The 18,335-nt window shown below is 52.5% G+C and carries 14 protein-coding genes; 3 read left to right on the top strand and 11 right to left on the bottom strand.

All coding sequences use genetic code 11. The annotated features are described in order from the left end of the window. Position 1: 1 nt before the first annotated feature. The 5 genes from F822_RS10820 to F822_RS10800 all read right to left on the bottom strand — a co-directional run bounded on the left by F822_RS10820 (position 2) and on the right by F822_RS10800 (position 7,051). On the bottom strand, positions 2–304 hold the full coding sequence (locus tag F822_RS10820) for a LapA family protein (RefSeq protein WP_025041923.1): 303 nt from the start codon (positions 302–304) through the stop codon (positions 2–4). Between the two features lie 283 nt (positions 305–587). Next, positions 588–1,418, bottom strand: coding sequence for a D-alanyl-D-alanine endopeptidase (gene pbpG / locus F822_RS10815; RefSeq protein WP_025041924.1), 831 nt, complete (start codon positions 1,416–1,418; stop codon positions 588–590). A gap of 155 nt (positions 1,419–1,573) precedes the next feature. Beyond that, positions 1,574–4,660 (bottom strand): EAL domain-containing protein, encoded by a 3,087-nt coding sequence (locus F822_RS10810; RefSeq protein ID WP_025041925.1) that lies wholly within the window; start codon positions 4,658–4,660, stop codon positions 1,574–1,576. Next, the gene (locus tag F822_RS10805) at positions 4,660–5,094 is read right to left on the bottom strand and encodes a response regulator (protein WP_025041926.1); all 435 of its coding nucleotides are present in this window, start codon (positions 5,092–5,094) and stop codon (positions 4,660–4,662) included. The genes F822_RS10810 and F822_RS10805 overlap by 1 nt, the downstream gene beginning before the upstream one ends. 10 nt (positions 5,095–5,104) lie before the next feature. Then, entirely contained in the window at positions 5,105–7,051 is a 1,947-nt protein-coding gene (locus F822_RS10800; RefSeq protein ID WP_025041927.1) for a PAS domain-containing sensor histidine kinase, read from the bottom strand. Between the two features lie 496 nt (positions 7,052–7,547). On the opposite strand from F822_RS10800, the gene F822_RS10795 reads away from it, so the two are divergent. The 3 genes from F822_RS10795 to F822_RS10785 are packed head-to-tail and all read left to right on the top strand — an operon-like array spanning position 7,548 to position 9,450. After that, the gene (locus F822_RS10795) at positions 7,548–8,192 is read left to right on the top strand and encodes a MotA/TolQ/ExbB proton channel family protein (protein ID WP_025041928.1); all 645 of its coding nucleotides are present in this window, start codon (positions 7,548–7,550) and stop codon (positions 8,190–8,192) included. Next, complete coding sequence (locus F822_RS10790; RefSeq protein ID WP_025041929.1) at positions 8,179–8,580, top strand: ExbD/TolR family protein; 402 nt, start codon at positions 8,179–8,181, stop codon at positions 8,578–8,580. The genes F822_RS10795 and F822_RS10790 overlap by 14 nt, the downstream gene beginning before the upstream one ends. 3 nt (positions 8,581–8,583) lie before the next feature. Beyond that, positions 8,584–9,450, top strand: coding sequence for a hypothetical protein (locus tag F822_RS10785; RefSeq protein ID WP_036576635.1), 867 nt, complete (start codon positions 8,584–8,586; stop codon positions 9,448–9,450). Positions 9,451–9,578: 128 nt separating this feature from the next. Here the strand turns inward: F822_RS10785 and F822_RS10780 are convergent, their stop codons facing one another. The 6 genes from F822_RS10780 to F822_RS10755 form a co-directional block, all read right to left on the bottom strand. Beyond that, entirely contained in the window at positions 9,579–10,469 is an 891-nt protein-coding gene (locus F822_RS10780; protein ID WP_025041931.1) for a GGDEF domain-containing response regulator, read from the bottom strand. After that, positions 10,466–13,807, bottom strand: a complete 3,342-nt coding sequence (locus F822_RS10775) for a hybrid sensor histidine kinase/response regulator (protein WP_025041932.1) — start codon at positions 13,805–13,807, stop codon at positions 10,466–10,468. Before F822_RS10775 ends, F822_RS10780 begins: the two co-directional genes overlap by 4 nt. Before the next feature lie 530 nt (positions 13,808–14,337). After that, positions 14,338–16,167, bottom strand: a complete 1,830-nt coding sequence (locus F822_RS10770; protein ID WP_231623484.1) for a S9 family peptidase — start codon at positions 16,165–16,167, stop codon at positions 14,338–14,340. A gap of 284 nt (positions 16,168–16,451) precedes the next feature. Next, entirely contained in the window at positions 16,452–17,465 is a 1,014-nt protein-coding gene (locus tag F822_RS10765; protein WP_025041934.1) for a methyltransferase, read from the bottom strand. A gap of 205 nt (positions 17,466–17,670) precedes the next feature. Next, positions 17,671–17,973, bottom strand: coding sequence for a hypothetical protein (locus F822_RS10760; protein WP_156304398.1), 303 nt, complete (start codon positions 17,971–17,973; stop codon positions 17,671–17,673). A 158-nt stretch (positions 17,974–18,131) separates the two neighbouring features. Continuing rightward, positions 18,132–18,335, bottom strand: a complete 204-nt coding sequence (locus F822_RS10755; RefSeq protein ID WP_197272814.1) for a hypothetical protein — start codon at positions 18,333–18,335, stop codon at positions 18,132–18,134.

Genomic DNA, 18,335 nt, shown 5'->3' with positions numbered 1-18,335 from the left:
ATTAGTGCCCATACGGTAGTGCAGATTCGTCTTTCTTCAGCGCATTCAGACTGTCATTCTCCGCGCGCAATATTTCGACTTGTTTACGCAGGCGGCTTATCAGAATTCGCTCACGCAACATCGTGGGGACCGTAATCAATGCACCGATGAGCGTTCCAAGGCCGAAGCAGGCAGCAATCACAGAGGAAAGCGACGCATCGATGCGCCACAGCAAGAATACGACGCTTACCGCCACGGCGTTCTGAACCGCGAACATGACAATCAGAAAAACAATGATGAGCGCGACAATCAGTTGTAATTGCATGACAGCTCCTTCCCGGGCGAATGCTCGCTTCCTGGTGCTACGCAATGCCCTACCTGGAGAAAAATCAGCGGAGACCCCGAATATCGAAATCTCCTGAATACTCGATATCGGCGCGATACCCCTGCATCAGTGGCACATTGAAGTGCGGCCCCATGCGGAGTTAACAGGACAGAAACTTTTTTCGGGTTTGTATCAAAAAACTTCTTTCAGACCGAGGATCAGGTATACGCCCCGCGTTAGTCCACCTTCGTTAGTCCACCTTAAATGGTCTTCCTTAAATATATTACCCCCGAACTTTGCGAGTGAACCCGATCTCCATCCATTTCTTGATGCGGTTGGCGTCACCGATACGTGAGTTCTTTCCCCAGGAATCAAGCAATACTATGATAATTGCTTTTCCCGTTATGTTAGCCCGCATGACAAGACAGCGTCCGGCTTCACTGAGAAAGCCCGTTTTCGATAAATCAATATCCCAACTTCCGCTACTCACCAGGCGGTTGGAATTGACAAACTGCAGGCTACGGTCTTCATCTGCGAACGCCACCGCATGCGCAGCGGTCGTCGAAAATTCACGAATGACATCGTAGTCATGCGCAGCGCTCACCATTTTCGCCAGATCACGCGCAGTGGAAACGTTGGCACTATTCAGCCCGGTGGAATCAACAAAATAGCTATTACCCATGCCAAGCTCGAATGCCTTCATATTCATTGCGGCAACGAATGCATTGATGCCTCCGGGATAGGTCCGCCCCAGCGCCGCCGCGGCACGGTTCTCGGAAGACATCAATGCCAGCCGCAGCATTTCCTGGCGAGTCAGGCTTCCCCCAACTCGCAAGCGCGAGCGGGTATTTTTGAGAACATCGATATCAGCGGCTTCAATGACGATTTCCTCATCCAGAGGCAATTTCGCATCAAGCACAACTATAGCTGTCATGAGTTTCGTGATGGAAGCAATCGGCATCACGTTATCCGCATTTTTGTTAAAAAGGATATGCCCATGCTGAGCGTCCATAACCAGCACCGAATGCGATCTAAGATTCAGCCCACCCTTCTGTGCGAAAGCCCCGCCAGTAAAGGCGAACATGAGGCAAATCACCAAGATAACTTTTTTCATTTGTCATTATCTTCCAGAAAATTCATCCGCCCCCCGCGGATTGGGAATTTGCGCGCAGTTAAGTTAACAAATATCGCGTAATAGGGAAAGGACTTTATAGCAATTGGGAGCGGTTAAACCTGAGACGAGAGCGCTATTGACGGTGAGTCGCAAGCTCATCCTTCATTCAGTGATCCGTTGCTCATCGGTATCCGATAACCTTTGATAAGCGCCAGCGAGGCACACTCGAGCGGAAGGGGTCGTGAAAAATAGAAGCCCTGCATTTCGTCGCAACCGTGCTTTATCAGGAAATCAAGTTGCGATCTGGTTTCAACGCCTTCAGCTACCACCTTCAGCCCCAGGCTGTGGGCCAGCTTGATCATCGCCACGGCGATGGTTGCATCGTCCGGATCGGTGGTAACGTCCCGGATGAACGCGCGGTCAATCTTGATTACGTCCAGCGGAAACCGCTTGAGGTAGGCAAGACTTGAGTAACCCGTACCGAAATCGTCCATCGATATCTGCACACCGAACGCTTTCAGGTTTTGCAGCGCATTGGCGGTTGTTTCGGCTTCTTTCATCAATATCGACTCAGTCAGCTCGAATTCCAGCAAATGGGGATCAATTCCGGTGACCTGCAGAGTCCTTCCAACACACGAATCGAGGTCTTGCTGCTGAAACTGTCGTGCCGATAGATTGACCGATATCGGATACAAGGAAAGTCCTTGGTTCTGCCATGTTTTTATCTGTTCACAGACTGTTCGCACCACCCATTCGCCAACTGAAACAATCAGTCCCGTATCCTCGAGCACCGAGATGAACTGAAGCGGCGGCACGAGCCCATGCGTTGGATGCTGCCAACGCAGCAACGCCTCAAAACCGGTGATTTCGCCACTGACCAAACTTGCCTTCGGCTGATAGTGCAGCACGAACTCGCGCCGCGCGAGCGCACCACGAAGCTGAGTTTCAATTTTGAGGCGGGCTACTGCGCGCTCATTCATCTGCGGCAAATAGAAGCGATAAATGGCTGGGCCCTGCTCTTTAGCCTGGAACATCGCCGTGTCGGCATTCCTGAGCAAGCCATCCGCATCCGTACCATCTCCCGGATAAATGCTGATTCCAAGACTCGCTGAAATATAAATTTCCTGCCCTTCCAACTCGAAGAGCAGCGAGAGAGCACTAATTACCTTTTCTGCAACCAGGGTTGCGTCTTCGGCCTGAGCCAGATCGGTCAGAATGAACGCAAATTCGTCTCCACCCAATCGCGCAACCGTATCGCATGAACGCACGCATCGTTGCAGCCGTTGCGCAACCTGCACCAGTAATTTATCGCCGGTGCTGTGGCCCATCGTATCGTTAACGATCTTGAAGCGATCCAGATCAGCGAATACCACACCTACCCGGCATCGGCTGCGCTGCGCATGCTCCATGGCCCGCCTGAGACGATCGAGGAAAAGGCTTCGATTGGGCAACTCCGTCAGGGGGTCGAACTGAGCCAGATAGGTGAGCCGCTCCTCTGTAGCCTTGCGGTCGATAGCAGTCGCAATAATATTGGCCAGGCTCTGCAAGAAGTTGATACTACCCGACGTGAAGCGGAGCGCTTCGCGGGAATAGGCTCCCAGTATACCGTACGGGCCGCCGGCGCCCGAGATAAGCACATCGGCACTACTGCGGATACCATGATTTCGCAGAATATTCGAAGGCTTGAAACGGGTTTCGGAGTGGAAATCTCCTACGATGACCGGTTGGTGACTCGCAAGAACAAACCGGTTCTGGCTGTTTTCATAAGTGAATGATATTTTGCGGCCTATCCAGCCGGCTTGCCAACCCGAACCTGCCTTGAGTACAAAAGAACGTAAGTCCGGCGCAAGCTGGAGAACCTTGCAAAAATCGATGTTCAGTCCCTGGGAAACAATTACCGCAGCCTGATCCCATAGCTCGTCAAGATCGGCGCTGGCGAGTGCCCGTTGCCCGAACGCTGCAATAAGGCCCTGCTGCATGGCGTGCTCCTGAATTGCCAGTTCGGTCTGCTTGCGCTTCGTAATGTCAATGGCCGTGCCTACTATTCGCAGGTCGTTACAGTTCGTGCTCCATTTCACCGCTTTGGCAATATGCAGGTGACGTATGGTTTCGTGCCCGCGCAAAATCCGAAAATCAAGCTGTGCGCGCCCATTTTCCGTACTGATTTTTTTTAGTTGCGCTTCCTGCTCGGGCAAGTCGTCGGGATAAGTATAGGATCTCCAGATTTCATATGTGATTGCGCTCCCGCGTGGGGCGCCATAAATCTCGTACATGCGATCGTCCCAGATGATGTTGCCGGTAACCGTGTTCCACTCCCAAATACCTATCGCGGCGGCTTCAGTGGCAAGAGAAAGCCGGGTCCTTTCTTCCAGTAAAACCCGTTCTCTGCGATTTGATTCGGCCCGGAGCCAGACATTTTCGATGACCGTGGGCAACCGTTGAAGATAACCCACACTTTTCACCACATAATCAGCGGCGCCCAATTTGAGAGACTGCCGCGCAATTTCTTCGTCGCCGGAACCGGTAACCAGAATGATCGGCAGATCAAACCCGCGCACCTGGCACAGCTCCTTCAAAATATCGGTAGCGGAAGCACCGGGCAAATAATAATCGAGTAGAAGAACGTCAATGGCGGCATCCGGACCGGAGGCTGCAAAACGCTGAAAAACCTGCTCTGCTGTCTGAACCGATTCAATATGCAGGTGTGGAGCGATGGAAGCCAGTTCTCGCTTGGCCAGATCGATTTCATGCGCATCAGGCTCGACGTAAAGAATCCTGAGCACGGCGGCTCTTCTATAGGTTTCCGTGCGAAACTTGTCGAATGCAGCACGCAGCACAAGAGCCAGCGTTTCAAGGAAGCCGTCACGCTTTATGACGTAATCGTCCGCGCCGGCCCGGAGTAATTCGACTAATACCTCTTCGTTGCTCGAACCGGTAAGTACGACGACGGGAAGCGGCAAATGCTGACCGCGAACCCTCGCCAGCAACGTTCTGCCACTGCCATCGGGAAGATTGAGATCGGTCAGGATCAGATCGTAGCGAGGTGAAGCATCTTCCTCCACCCTCATGATTGTCGGGTTTTCCAGACTGGTTCCATAAATTTCATGGAATCGTTCAATCCGTGCCAATGCCTCGGCCAATGTCCCGACTACGTCCAGTTGAATATCCGGTGCACGTTTCTTCAGCTCCAGCCGCACCAAACCGGCGTCCAGGGCATTATCCTCCAGATAGAGGATTTTCATTATGCCGGCTTTGAAAAGCTATGCATATTGAGAACTGTCCAATAAAGCTCGATCTGCCGCGCCACATCAATGAATTTTTCAAAATCCACCGGCTTCACGATGTAGGAATTTGCACCAAGCAAATAGGCTTTACGAATATCATCATCCTCGGCCGAAGACGTAAGAACTACGATTGGGACGGTTCCGATATCGGGGTGCGCCCGAATGACCCTCAGGACTTCCAGTCCGCTGATTTTTGGGAGCTTCAGGTCGAGCAATATCACGGAAGGCACGGGATCTCCTGCCCTCCAGCCTGCCACGAAATCAATTGCTTCCTGACCGTCACGCATTACTTCGAGAGGATTGGCCAGATTGTGCCGGATAAACGCGCGCCGGGTCAGGTCCACATCCATTGGATTGTCTTCGATGAGCAAGATTGGCAACGTAGTATTCATCGATCTGTTGCTAACCCGGCTCGGAAACTGCCGGGGTAACTGCTGTAACTGTAGCTGTGCCGTATAGAGGTAATTTCAGATAAAAGACCGACCCACCACCCAGTTCGCTTTCTGCCCATACGCGTCCTCCCATCCGCTCCATAGCTTTGTGCACCATTGCAAGCCCGATACCCGTTCCGGGGTAGTCTTCGGCTCGATGGAGGCGCTGGAATATCTCAAAAATCTTGTGGTAAAAACGCATGTCGAATCCGATTCCATTATCCCGCACCGAGAGGATGCAGTAGCCATCCGCAGGCTGCGCAAGAATTTCGATAGCTGGTTCCAGGACAAATCTGGAAAACTTGAGCGCGTTATCGATCAGGTTACGCAATGCGATCGCGAGACCATCCGGATCGGCACTAATGCGCAAATCGTCGACTTTAACCGTTAGACGCACATTTTCAATGCTGTCCTTGAATTGATCCAATAGCTGAGGCAGGAAGCTGGAAAGCCTGACGGCCGTTGTAGAGAGCTTTCGCCGCTCAAGCTTTGAATAAGAGAGCAAATCTTCAATTAAACTGCTCATGTGCGTGGTTGCCACACCGACATTCTTCAGGAAACCGCGGCCTTCCTCATCAAGACACTCTTGGTAACTTTCGAGCAGAAGACGGCTATAGCCCGCTATCCCGCGCAGGGGCGCCCTGAGATCATGCGATACCGAATAACAAAAATTTTCCAGCTCTTTGCTCTTCGCCACGAGCTGAGCAGTGCGCTCATTGACTTTATGCTCGAGGTTTACCTTGGCATCCCGCAGCGCTTCTTCCGCATATTTACGTTCGGTAATATCCTTGATCATCATAAACGCTAGGTCTTTGTCATTGCCATACTGCAAAATTGCGCCGGAATAACTGAAGATACGCGTCCATTCTCTATCCAGGCGCCTGACACGCAACTCCAGATCATGCAGCTGCTCGCCCCGGATAATGCGCGCCAGCGGCCAGTGCTCGATAGGCAAAATGGCGCCCTCAACAGTGGATAACTCGTAGAGCCGTGCAAAGCTGCGTAGATTGATCAAGACCTCTTCCGCATTACCGATGTCATGCATCCTCAGTGCTGCCGGGTTCCAATGCAGTAATTTTCCGCTTGAATCCGAGATCACAAGACCTTCACTCATGCTCTCCATCACCACCTGAAGCTGCTTTTCAGTTGCGCGTCGCGCCTTCTCCTCCAGTCTCTGATCGTTTACGTCGGTATTGGTACCAAGCCATTGCACTACTCGGCCTTCCGCATCCTTTAACGGCTCCGCCCGTGTCAGGAACATCCTGTATTGCCCATCCGCGCCGAGTAGGGGAACTTCCATGGCAAACGCCTGCCCGGCGACTGTAGCTTCGTTCCATTTTTCTATTACCCCAGGCAGTAGCGCGGGATCATGCACCCTGTGCCAGCCCCAACCTTTCATTTCTTCGGGCGTTGTGCCTGTGTAGTCATACCAACGCTGGTTGTACCAAGACCTGGATCCATCGGCTTCCGATATCCATGCGAGCTGCGGGATGGTATTGGCAATGATTCGAAAACGCGCCTCATTTTCCTGCAACGCTACCTGGGCACGGCGGCAATTCGTGATATCCAGCATAATGGCAAGAATTTCTCTGCGATCTGATTGCATGACCAACTGCAGGTGGACTTCAGCTGGGTAAAGGGTGCCATCGGCACGCAAGCACATCGTTTCGAAAATCAGAACCTCTTTTTTGCCATTGACAAGTGGGCTGATCATGGTTCGGAACGACGCTTCGTCTAATTCCGGCTGGATGTCGAGTAGCGTCATCAGGGGTAGCCTATCCATGTCATAGCCCAGATTGCGCCGTACACCCTTATTCAAATAGCGAAAATGCAAGGTCTGAGCATCAAAAAGACAAATCTCGGTCAAACTTTGATCGAGAATATCGGCAAGTCTGGCGTGCGCATTCTGTATTTGCATAGCTCCGGCTGTGTCATATCGGGCCCCCGAAGCGCCCGCAACACTTTTTGTCCAGCTTTTATATGGAGATGTCATTAAGAAAATCTGGAGCTACCGGGAAACCTGCTGGTTCAGATAATAATCCGGAGAAATAACAGCACTATGAAACCCTAAAACAAGGTGTGTGAATAGCTGTAAGATTTTACAGCTTGGCAGGTGGGAATCAGTTCGAGAGCCTGACCAGAATCCCTCGCACAGGAGGAAGAAAATGCCACCCATGGTCCCGCATCGATAAATTCCTGCCGATAATGAGCGAGAATGATTTTCTAACTACAATAAGCGAGAATAAGTGCTTTTCCCGGGAGAGTAAGGTATAAGCCGTAACTCACAATCACCAATCCCTCTTACCTCTCGGCCGTTGCGCTTCGCTCGAGCCATCTTGCCGAAAACGGTATCGGTCTTCATCTTATAATCCATCTATTTAACAAGCGGACATATCACCCGTTCGGAGATAAACATGCAAGAACTTCATGCAACCTGGACCGCGCTAACGCTCGGTGGATTTACTATTTTGCCGTTGTCTCTGCTGGCCATCATCGCTCTGGCCATTATGCTGGAGAAGGGATTTGTCTATTGGCGTTATGCTCGCCTCTCGCACGATCTGCTGAACCTCGTCGAAACCTATGGTTTTGAATGGCACGACCTCGAAAAAATACTTTCGGGCCTGGATGAGCGCCACTACTACAAGCGATTTTTCGAGGTCGTAATCAGCAATCGCCACCGTCCATCCTGGTGGACCGAATCTCGGGCCGCGGATGAAGCCCAACTGATAGAAAAATCCCTCGCCCGCAGGCTATGGTTTCTGGAAACCACCGTTACCGCCGCGCCCTTGCTCGGGCTCGTAGGAACGGTTATCGGCATGATGCGCGCATTCCAGATAATCGGCGGCGAAGGTATCGTCAATCCAACCGCTGTAACGGGCGGCGTGGCTGAAGCGCTTATTGCGACTGTTGTCGGCCTGATAATCGCGCTGATTTCCCTCTTTGGATTCAATTACTTCTCTGGTTTGCAATCACAGACTATGGATGAGATGGAGCGTTTGGGTACGCGCCTGATCGACCATATCCGATTAGACCAGGAGGGCGACCATGAAGCTGCGTAAACCGAGGGTTTATCGCAAAGGCCGAATCGAGATCATCCCCATGATCGATGTGATGTTCTTCCTGCTTGCCACGTTCATGCTGGCATCATTATCGATGCAAAATCTGGATTCCCTTCAGGTAAACTTACCCCAGGGGAAAGCCGAAAAGCTCCGTACCAAGGCACCTGTAACGCTGACACTGACAAGCGACAGTAAAATCTTCATTAACCAGACGTCCGTTACCCTGGAAACACTGGCCGATACGCTGAGGCCGTTACTCGAGGATTCCGAACAGAAACTGGTGGTATCCGCAGACAACGATGCGCCGCAGGGTATTGTCGTGCAGGCGATGTTGCGAGCCCGGTCCGCTGGCGCGCAGCACTTTTTGATTGCGGTTAAGCACCAGTAATACATGCTGACACTGAAGTCCAGGCCGAAGGAAGTCCAATTCTGGTGGCCCGTGCCGCTGGCGGTCATCATTTGGGTGATCATCATCTGGGCATTCGGATTTCTTTTCGCGTCCTCAGAGGGCGAGACCGAAACGCCACCGCCGATCGAAGCAAGCTTTGTGGAGCTGCCTGAAGAAAAACCAGCACAAAAGGCGTTGCCGGTTCCCCAGAAGAGCGTCAAAATTCCTACCCCTGTCAAGCCTCAACCACAGCCTAAGCCGCCGCCACAGCCCCGTCTGGGCGCCGAAAAAGCGGAACCGGTGAAGCGTCTCGCTGAAAAGGGAACTGCAAAAAGCGAGGCCCGGGCAGATAGCTCATCAGCCGCAAAGACAGCGCCGGATTCAGCGCAGCCGAAAGATATGCTGGCCTATATGAATGAAGCGCGGGAACGCCGCCGCGCGGGAGGAATCTTTGAGGATGAGCCCAAGGAACCCGAAGCTGTCGAGCGCGAACCTTCCGCGGAAGAGCTCAGGATGGCGAACGTCATGCGCAACCTTAAAGAACCCGGCGCAAGCGGAATATTCCAGATCATAAGAATGGGGCCGCGCAACGCGCAGTTTCTGTTCCGCGCCTGGAAAAAGGACAGCAGTGTCCCGCGGCGGGAGTTGATCGAAGTGGATGCCGGACCGGGTGTAGATATTCAGCGTGCTGTCGTCCGGAAGATGATCGAGCTGATCCGGGAATATCACAAAGGCGACTTCAACTGGGAATCATACCGCCTCGACCGGGTCGTTGTCCTCTCGTCGCGCCTGGAAGACAGCAAGGGACTGGAGGATTTCCTGATACGCGAATTTTTTGGTGACAGCGAGGCGCCGGTTCGACGACGGTAACAGCGAAATCGAGAATAGGTATCCAAGAATTGAATGATTGTGCAAGCGGTAGGGGCGTCAACAAAAACCCGCGGAACCGTTTGGCGATTATCAGCTGCACGTTCGCTTCATTGATGGGCTGGACCTTGTCAAACCTTCCGGATGGACGTTTCAACCCGATTACGCCCCGCCTTTTTTGCTCGATAAAGCGCCTCATCGGCGGCTGAAATGAGCATACCCGCATCTTCACATTGTCCATAGCCCGTAGCGACGCCCAAGCTCACGGTCATGGGGATTTTTCCGAACCGACTGTTAACAGGCTCTGCGCTGATAGAACGACAGATTCTTTCGGCGAGGGCTTCAGCCTGACTCCCGTCACAACCCGATGCTGTGATGAGAAACTCTTCACCTCCATAGCGTCCGATACGGTCATAACCACGCAACGCGAGTCCCATGCGCCGGGCTGCCTCTTGCAATACCTCGTCGCCTGCCGGATGCCCGTAAGTATCGTTGACTCGCTTGAAGTGATCGAGGTCCGCTACGATAACGCTTGTGCAGGCACCTTGGCGCGGTCCCCGTTCCAGCTCCTTTTGCAGATAAGCCATGATTGCGCCTCGATTCCATACGCCGGTCAGATGGTCATGCGTTGCCTGGATATGCAGCCTGTTGTGTAAGCCCAATATCCGTTCGGCGACCCGCAGCCGGGCTGCCAGCTGTTCTTCATCGAATGGTTTGGTAATGAAATCATCGGCGCCTGCGTCCATGCCTTCAAGATAGCTGCCTTTGCTGTCCAGCGACGTAAGAAGAATAACGTAGGTATATTGCAGGCCGGGTTCTCCACGAATCATCCTGCACAACTGCAAACCATCAATATGCGGCATCATCCAATCAGATATGAGTAGAGAATACTCGCCCTGTTGCCAGGCTTTCCAAGCCTCGTGCCCATCCTCTACAGCCACTACGGTATGCCCTAATTTTCTGAGGGTAGCGCTGAACAAAAGGCGTGAGGTGGTATCGTCTTCCGCAATGAGTATCTTCATGATGGATCCGTATCCGACAACGGCAGGCAATTTATGCCAGACTCCGCAATCTCGCTCTTAACACGTTCAAATTCGCCTTCGATTTGTTCTATCAAAACCGCAGCTCCGCTCATGCTACCCGCTTTACCCAAGAGTTCCAGCTGTTGAGCAATATCCGCCATGTGATATGCGCCGATATTCGCACTGGCACCTTTGAGAGCGTGGGCGGTCTTGCGCAGAAGTTCAGGATCGCCTCCATCAAGAGCATTTTGAAGCTTGTTGAGGCGTTCGGCCCCATCGCTCAGGAACGACGCGAATATCTGCCCGATCAAAGATGGCTCCGTCGCTTCTGCCAATGTGCGCAAACGGGCAATGACTGCCGGGTTCAATGCGGAGGAGATGTCCGAGAGAGATGAGGAGACCGGAAATGGAGGGTAGCCAGGTGAATTAGCGTTGCCCGCCTTTTCATCATTCCTTGTTATGTGCTCTTGGGCTTCACAACTATGTTGCAGTTCTTTACTGGGTACCCAACGTGTCAATGCCGCGGCAAAATCTTCCTGCGTTACCGGTTTACTGATGTAATCGTCCATGCCTGCGAGCAGGCACCGTTCTTTATCGCCATGCATTGCCTGCGCCGTTACCGCAACGATGGGGAGCCTCGATTTAAGGTCGGGCCGGCGACGAATCGCAGTAGTGGCTTCAAAACCATCCATCTCGGGCATTTCACAATCCATAAATACGATATGATAGGAAAATGCATCTATCATCTGCATTGCTTCCCGGCCACTGGCAGTGACATCTACATTACAGCCCAGATTCCGCAGCATCATTGCTCCGACAATCTGGTTAGTCGCGTTGTCCTCTGCAAGCAGCACGCGCGTACCAGTAAATGGACGCTCCAGGTTGTGGGCCGACTGTGTCTCACGGGTTTCATGGAGAGAAGACTGGCTACTGATGAGGTTTACAGACCGCTGGTGACAGTGTGCGTCCCAGATGCTCACCAGGGTCGACAATAGTTCTGATTGCCGCGCCGGCTTGACCAGATAGGCCGCAAAACCGACCCTCTTGAGCCGCTCCCTGATGTCGCCTTCTTGTCCCAGTGAACTGAGCATCACCAATTGTATGTTGTGGAGCAATGGATCCGCTTTAATGATTTGACCCAGCATTTCTCCGTCCATCTCCGGCATTTGATAATCAAGGATCGCGATCTGATACGGATCGCCTGCAACATGAGCTTCGCGCAATGCTCGGAGTGCTTCCACACCTGATACGCAACTCCCGATGCGCATCTTCCAGACGCGGAGTTGCTCTTGCAGCACCAAACGGTTAGCTGAGTTATCGTCCACGATCAACACACGAACACGTGCAAGCTCAACATGCGGCCTCGTATCGACCGGCTGCTCGCTCTGTAAAGGCAGGCGCAGAGTAAACCAGAAGGTCGATCCAATACCAACCCGGCTCTTCGCAGCGATGGTGCCGCCCATCAACTTAACCAATTGCTTGCTGATAGCCAAACCCAGACCGGTACCTCCGTAACGTCGTGTAGTGGTGTTATCGGCCTGCGTGAATTTGTCGAACAGGCTCTCCAGTTTATCTGCCGCGATTCCGAGTCCGCTATCCTCCACGCTTATACGAAGCGAGACCTCGTCTTCGTCGAGTGCGTCGACCTCTACATTGATGAGTACGTGACCCTTGTCAGTAAACTTGATGGCATTGTTGGCCAAATTAGTCAGTATTTGACGGATACGCCCCAGATCGCCAAATACATAGCGCGGCACATCCGGCGGGTAACGCACTATTACATTTACATCTTTCTTTCTTGTCGGCTGCATGGCAATCATACCCGCCACCTCTTCAATAGCCTGAAGCAGGTCAAATGGGGCAGGCAAAATAACAAGTTTTCCTGCCTCGATCTTTGAAAAATCAAGAACGTCATTGATGATGGTCAGGAGTGTCTCGCCGCTGGCACGTGCCAACCCTGCCAACTCGCGCTGTGACGCCGTTAGTGATGTATTCAAAAGTAGGCCGACGGTGCCGAGCACGCCATTCATGGGCGTGCGGATTTCATGACTCATATTTGCGAGAAACTCGCTCTTGGCACGGTTCGCCGCCTCTGCTGCTTTTCGGGCTTTCTGCAACTCTATCTCAATATTTTTCCTCGCTGTAATATCCTGGCCCGAAAAGTAGAATTCCCGAACATCCTGTATTGCCGCCACGTTCCATAAAACCCAGCGGGAGGAACCATCCTTGCAGCACATCTGGCTTTCAAAGGAAACGGGAATGCCGGTTATGAGCTTATCCAGCTCTGCCGTAGTATCCGCACGTGAACTGGGGAAGACGAAGTCTATGAACGGCCGGGACAGCAGTTCCTCCGGTGAATAGCCAAAAATTTTGGCCCAGGCTATGTTCAATCGTTTGAGGTAACCATCGAAGTCGCAGATGGCAAGAAAGTTGAGAGATTGATTAAAGTAACGGTCTCGTTCAGTTTGAGCGGCAGTAAAAGCACGGGAAAGATTGCCGATCTCGTCATTTGAGTCAACCCGGAACTGAACGGCTTGGTCCACGTCTTTGATACTCCGCGTCTCATCTTCGAGCTGCACGAGATTTTGTACTTTTCGCCGCACAACCCGATACGAAACAGCGAGCCAAACCAGGAAAAAGGCGAGTGTGAGAAAGACGACGTAAACATAAAGGGTAGCGCGGCGCTCGGCCGCAACCACGGCACGGGCCGTGCGCTCGTCGAACAGCTCATAAAATTCGTTCACCAACCGCATGATCCCGGCCTTTGCAACATGATAGCTTTCATCATACAAAAGGCGGCGGGCCAACTCGGGATCAGGTGTGCCCTTCACATTAAACCGGCCGGCAGGGTCTTGAAACAGCCCTTTCATCGCACCAAATGCCTTGCGCTCCGGCTCCATCAACAGGCGTGAACTGTTTTGGGCTTTCTCGAGCTTTGCAAGCTCTGCCGCCGTGAATCCGAGCTCTTCCATTCTCGATCTCAGTGAGAGCTTGCGCCCAGGACCCGGTCGGAAGCCCGCATCACCGATCATGAGGTCCCAGTAACCGCGCTCATAGTGCGGCGGGCGCTCGTGGCCGCCGTCGCGGATCGCAATTATATCCAGGTACATTCGCTCAAACTTCGGGTTGCCGGTGGCCACGTAGGCACGAGCCATGCTCGTCAGGTCGTCGGAAGACCGGCGCAACTCATCCGCGGCAAGGAAGGAAGCGTAGCGAACATTCAGGGCATCATCCAGTTTCCGGTGCTCCAGGAAGCGAAGCGCAATAAATAAGGTAAGCAGGGAGATAAGCACCCCTGTCACGAAGTAAAATATGTAACTCATTTTCCGAATTGTCATTGATCTCCTTCTGTTTTGTTCTGGCTCCATCGGGCTGCTGCGGCGCGTGGACTTGTGATCTAAAGTGGTTATTAACGGATGTCTAATTCAAATCCTGTGCAGATTTGCGCGGACGGGATCAAATACGGCTGATTTCTCGGATGGCATCCTAACCGTGACGTGAGAACAGCCTGCGACGGTTATATGCTTAGGCGCTATACCCAACCTGAATATGGCGACTGATGGCATCGCTGGCCGCCAACTATTTATCGCAATGCGGGCAAAAACCGGCTTATCGAAGTCGTGGCGGAGGAGATTTAGCCTGATATCACTGGGTACGTGACCGAACTCAAAGGCGAGTTGACCAGTCTCGCGGGGGGCGAAAATACTCGCGTTGCGGGTTGCCGGAAAATCTCAGGCTGAACGGTCAACGGAATAATCTTGAGCTGGACATTACAAACTCCAAGGGCGAGGTTTGCACTTGAACTGATCATACGGCGCAATGCGCTTCGCTTATTGGACCAGTCCCAGGCGGAGTCAGGTTATATCGTCTATTCTCCGTCCTTCGTTACATCATTGCCTTTCAGGTACTTGTCCAGAAACTCCAGTATCCGGCGGTTGGCCTCGATCTGATTCTTCTTCTTGGTGAAGCTGTGGCCTTCATCCGGAAAAACGATATATTCCACCGGAACATTATTTTTTTTGACGGCTTCCACGATCTCATCACTCTCTGCTTTGACCACGCGAGGATCGTTGGCACCCTGGATAACCATTAAGGGCTTTCTTATCTCCCTGGCGTGAAAAAGCGGCGAGGTGGCGACGAGGATATCGATGTCATTCACAGGATCACCGATCTCATCATAAATCGCTTTACGGACCGATTCCCAGTAGAGCGGTATGCTTGCCAGCGTTCGCAGCCAGTTGCTCACTCCAAAAATATCAATGCCCACTTTAAACGCCTCGGGGCGAAACGCCAAAGCTGAAAGCGTCATATAACCGCCATAGCTGGCGCCCATGATGCCGATGCGCTCATGGTCAATGTAGCCGAGGCTGGCCAGGAAGGTCTTGGCTTCTATGCAATCCCAAAGGGGCTCACGCCCGTGCTTGCGATTAGCTGCGGTAAAAAAGGTTTTGCCATATCCGGAGCTGCCGCGGTTGTTGATACCCAGCACCGCATAGCCGTGGTTCACGAGGTATTGGATCTGCGCGTTATATCCGCGCATTGTTTGCCCGCCCGGACCGCCATGGACATAAATAATGGCGGGCACCTTGTTTGTCGCGGAGGCTTCGTGCGGCTTGTAATAAATAGACGGTATGACCATTCCGTCGAAAGACCTGAAACGGACCACCTGCGCATCCACCAGGTCCAAAGGGTCGATTTCCTTGCTCAAGCTCTGGGTAAGCTGCTGAAACTGCTTCGTATTGAAATCGTGAACGAACAGGTTATCGGGAGAGCGATCCCCATTCACGTAGAACGCCATGCGGGCGCCACTCTGCGAAAAGACGACGCCCCGGATTTCTCCCTCAGGCAGTGACAGCGACGGGAGAGTCAGGGGCTTCTCTTCCTCCGCTGCGCCCTCACCCGCCACGATCTCCACAATCCGAACCACCACGCTGCCGTCCTGATTGATTGCGGTAACCCGAAACCGTCCATTCCTGGAGAAATAGGTGTTGATCACATTCCAATCGGCGCTTTCATGATCTTTGACCACTCTGGTGGTCAAGTCATAGGTGCACAGACGCTTGAATTCGCTTCCCTCATTGGTGAGAAAAAATAGTTTTTGCGAAGCCGGGTCGAAAGTCTCGGCTTGCAAGCTGATAGCGCCCTCATGAGGGGTTAGGTGTTTTACCTGCTGCCGGGTGGCATCGAACAGGTAAATATCGCTATCGGATGTGGTATGGGCCCTGTTCAGTGCAATCCATCGCTCATCGCGGCTGATGGGGCCAAGGTCGAATCCTTCCTCATTCCTGTATATTAAAACGCGGGCATAGGTCCGGGCGTCATACCGGTACAGATCGAAGAACCTGGGATCACGCTCATTGCTGGAAACAAAAAACGCGCTTCCATCCGGCCTCCACCCCATGAATTGCGCCTTGAGCCCATCTCCCGGCGTCAGATCTTTTTCCGAACCGTCTGGAGCAAGCAGAAAAAGATGATAATTCTCGTCGCCACCTTTGTCCCTGGTAAATAGCACCCGGTCGTCGTGGGGGAAAAAACTGACGGAAAATGTACTGTCTGATGCGGACCGGGTCAAAGGCTCTGGCATGCCACCCTCTACCGGCAGCGTGTAAGCGTTGAAAATACCCAATGCATTGCTGCTGAAAAGAATGCGCTTCTCGTCAGCGCTGAACGAAGCGCCGGCTATAGAAATTGTCGCCATGAATTGCTCAATGGTATAGCGTTTCATGTAAGGATAGGCCTCATTGATGGGTATGCCGGCATTCTCGAGAACACAGGCAGCGTAAAAATTTTGTCGGAAAAATGAAGCACGCCCGATTTGCGCCGACACAATAACTTTACAGGATATGCATCAGCGTTTTTGCGCTTTCGCGCCGATAGCGGCGTGGTGAGAGGCCGTATCGAAAATAATACAAATAATTTCGGATAGAGTATCTTTAGTAATGATGAAGGCCGACCGATATGGCGGCGCCCGGCGATAACCGTTTACTTGATCCCGATCACCATCGAGTCCGCCCCAGCCAACGGCTCTACACGCATGGCGGAAAAGCCGGCTTCCTGCATCCATCCTTTGCAATCGGCACCCGTGTAATCGAAGCCTCCCGGCGTCTCCAGCAGCATGTTCAGGCTCATCATTAATCCAAATGCGTTCTTTGAACGGTCATCGTCGATGATCGACTCATAAACGATGAGCGCACCGCCTGCGGGAACCGCATCATACGCCTTGCGGATGAGCATTTTTTTCGTGGGCAAGTCCCAGTCATGCAGGATATGCCCCATCAGCACGACGTCTGCCTTGGGCAGGTCATCCTTAAAAAAATCGCCGGCTATGAACACGACGCGGTCCGCGACACCCGTCGCCATGGCATACTGCTGAAAGACCGGTTCAACTTCCGTCCGGTCGAATCCCAGGCCGCGCAAGTGAGGGTTCGCAAGCGCGATCTGCACAGCGAGGTCTCCCTGGGCGGTACCGATATCGACGAAGGTCTGGTACCTTTGCCAGGGGAAAGCGCTCGCGATGACCGTATTAGACGCGTGGCTGACGCCGGTCATGGCCGTAAGAAATTCCCTCAAGCCCGCAGCGTCGCCATAAAGGGTCTCGAAGAGATCCGCTTCATTATTCTTGCATTCGTTTTGCGGTTTGCCAGTGCGGAGCGCTTCGGTCAGGTTATTCCAGATCGGATAGAGGCGGCGATTTGCCATCTCGAGGATGCCGCCGATGTATGAGAGTTTCTTCCGGTCGAGATACAGATCGGTCTCCGGCGTATTGCTATAACGATCGCCCTCCCGCTTCAGGAAGCCGAGCGCCACCAGCGTATCAAGGAAATCGCGCGACGCGCGAGGATGCAGGCCCAGCCGTTCTTGAAGTGACTCAAGGTTCACCGGGCCTTGCGCCAGTTCTGTGAAAACCCCTATCTCGACAGCACAGAGTAAAGTTTTGGATGGCCAGAAGGCCATGCCGGTCTGCAAGATATTTTCGGGAGTAAGCTGTTTTTCCATTGATTCTCCAGATGAGGAAAATGACGATTACGGGAAGCTGAAGCCTTCCCGATTGGCTGCGCTTCAGCTGCATCTGGAGGCTTCGTTACATTATCCTACCACTCCGCTATCGGACTTTTTATATTCGGACCAAGACATCCAGCTAACCATGAGTACCAACGCTGAAACCCGATAGTTCAATTGCCAAGGCGCGACAAGTTAAGCATCAAGTAGCATCGTTACATTTTATTTCCCATAAAAGCTCCCTGGTTCCAGATTCCGCTTCTGGTTGCAAAATAACAGGCGTTTGCTCATTGATGAGTATGTATTGTGATTTACAAATTTTGTTAGCACGGTTCGTCAATGTTCTGATTGCCCAATCCCGGCTTATTTGGCAAGGTTTATAATTAGTCTTGATGAAATAGTGCATCCCATCATTTAATTTCTTTGAAGTCTGCTCATACTCGGGTGAGCTAGCACAACCCGCGAACAAAGAAACCACCCCCAAAACAACTGCGACACGCTTCATATTTCTCCTTTCAGAATTTAATATCCGATTCATGACCCTACTGGCGCTCCCGGTCATAGTCCCGCTCATGGCGTTCGGCTTCCCTAGGCCGACGCTCATTTTGCTGGCGGTCGCTCAATCAACTCATTGAACCAATAACAGCTTTCCCACCGATCATACTATTCGAGAAGCTCGCGCCATGTTGCGTGCGGACGAGGCTTGTAATCGTTAAGATCGTGCGACCGGTCGGGATAGTCAACCTTGAGTCTTTCTGCCGCCAGGTCGATTGCTTCATCCAGCCATTGTGCCATAACAGTGATTGGACCGGCCGGGGCCTCGGATGGGTCGATCGGATGAAATGTGATCTTGTATTCGCGCATCAT

Origin of the sequence: Nitrosospira briensis C-128 (assembly GCF_000619905.2) — a bacterium.
Lineage (GTDB): Bacteria > Pseudomonadota > Gammaproteobacteria > Burkholderiales > Nitrosomonadaceae > Nitrosospira > Nitrosospira briensis.
The sequence above is the reverse complement of the archived record's forward strand: the minus strand, read 5'-3'. Positions and strand labels throughout refer to the sequence as shown.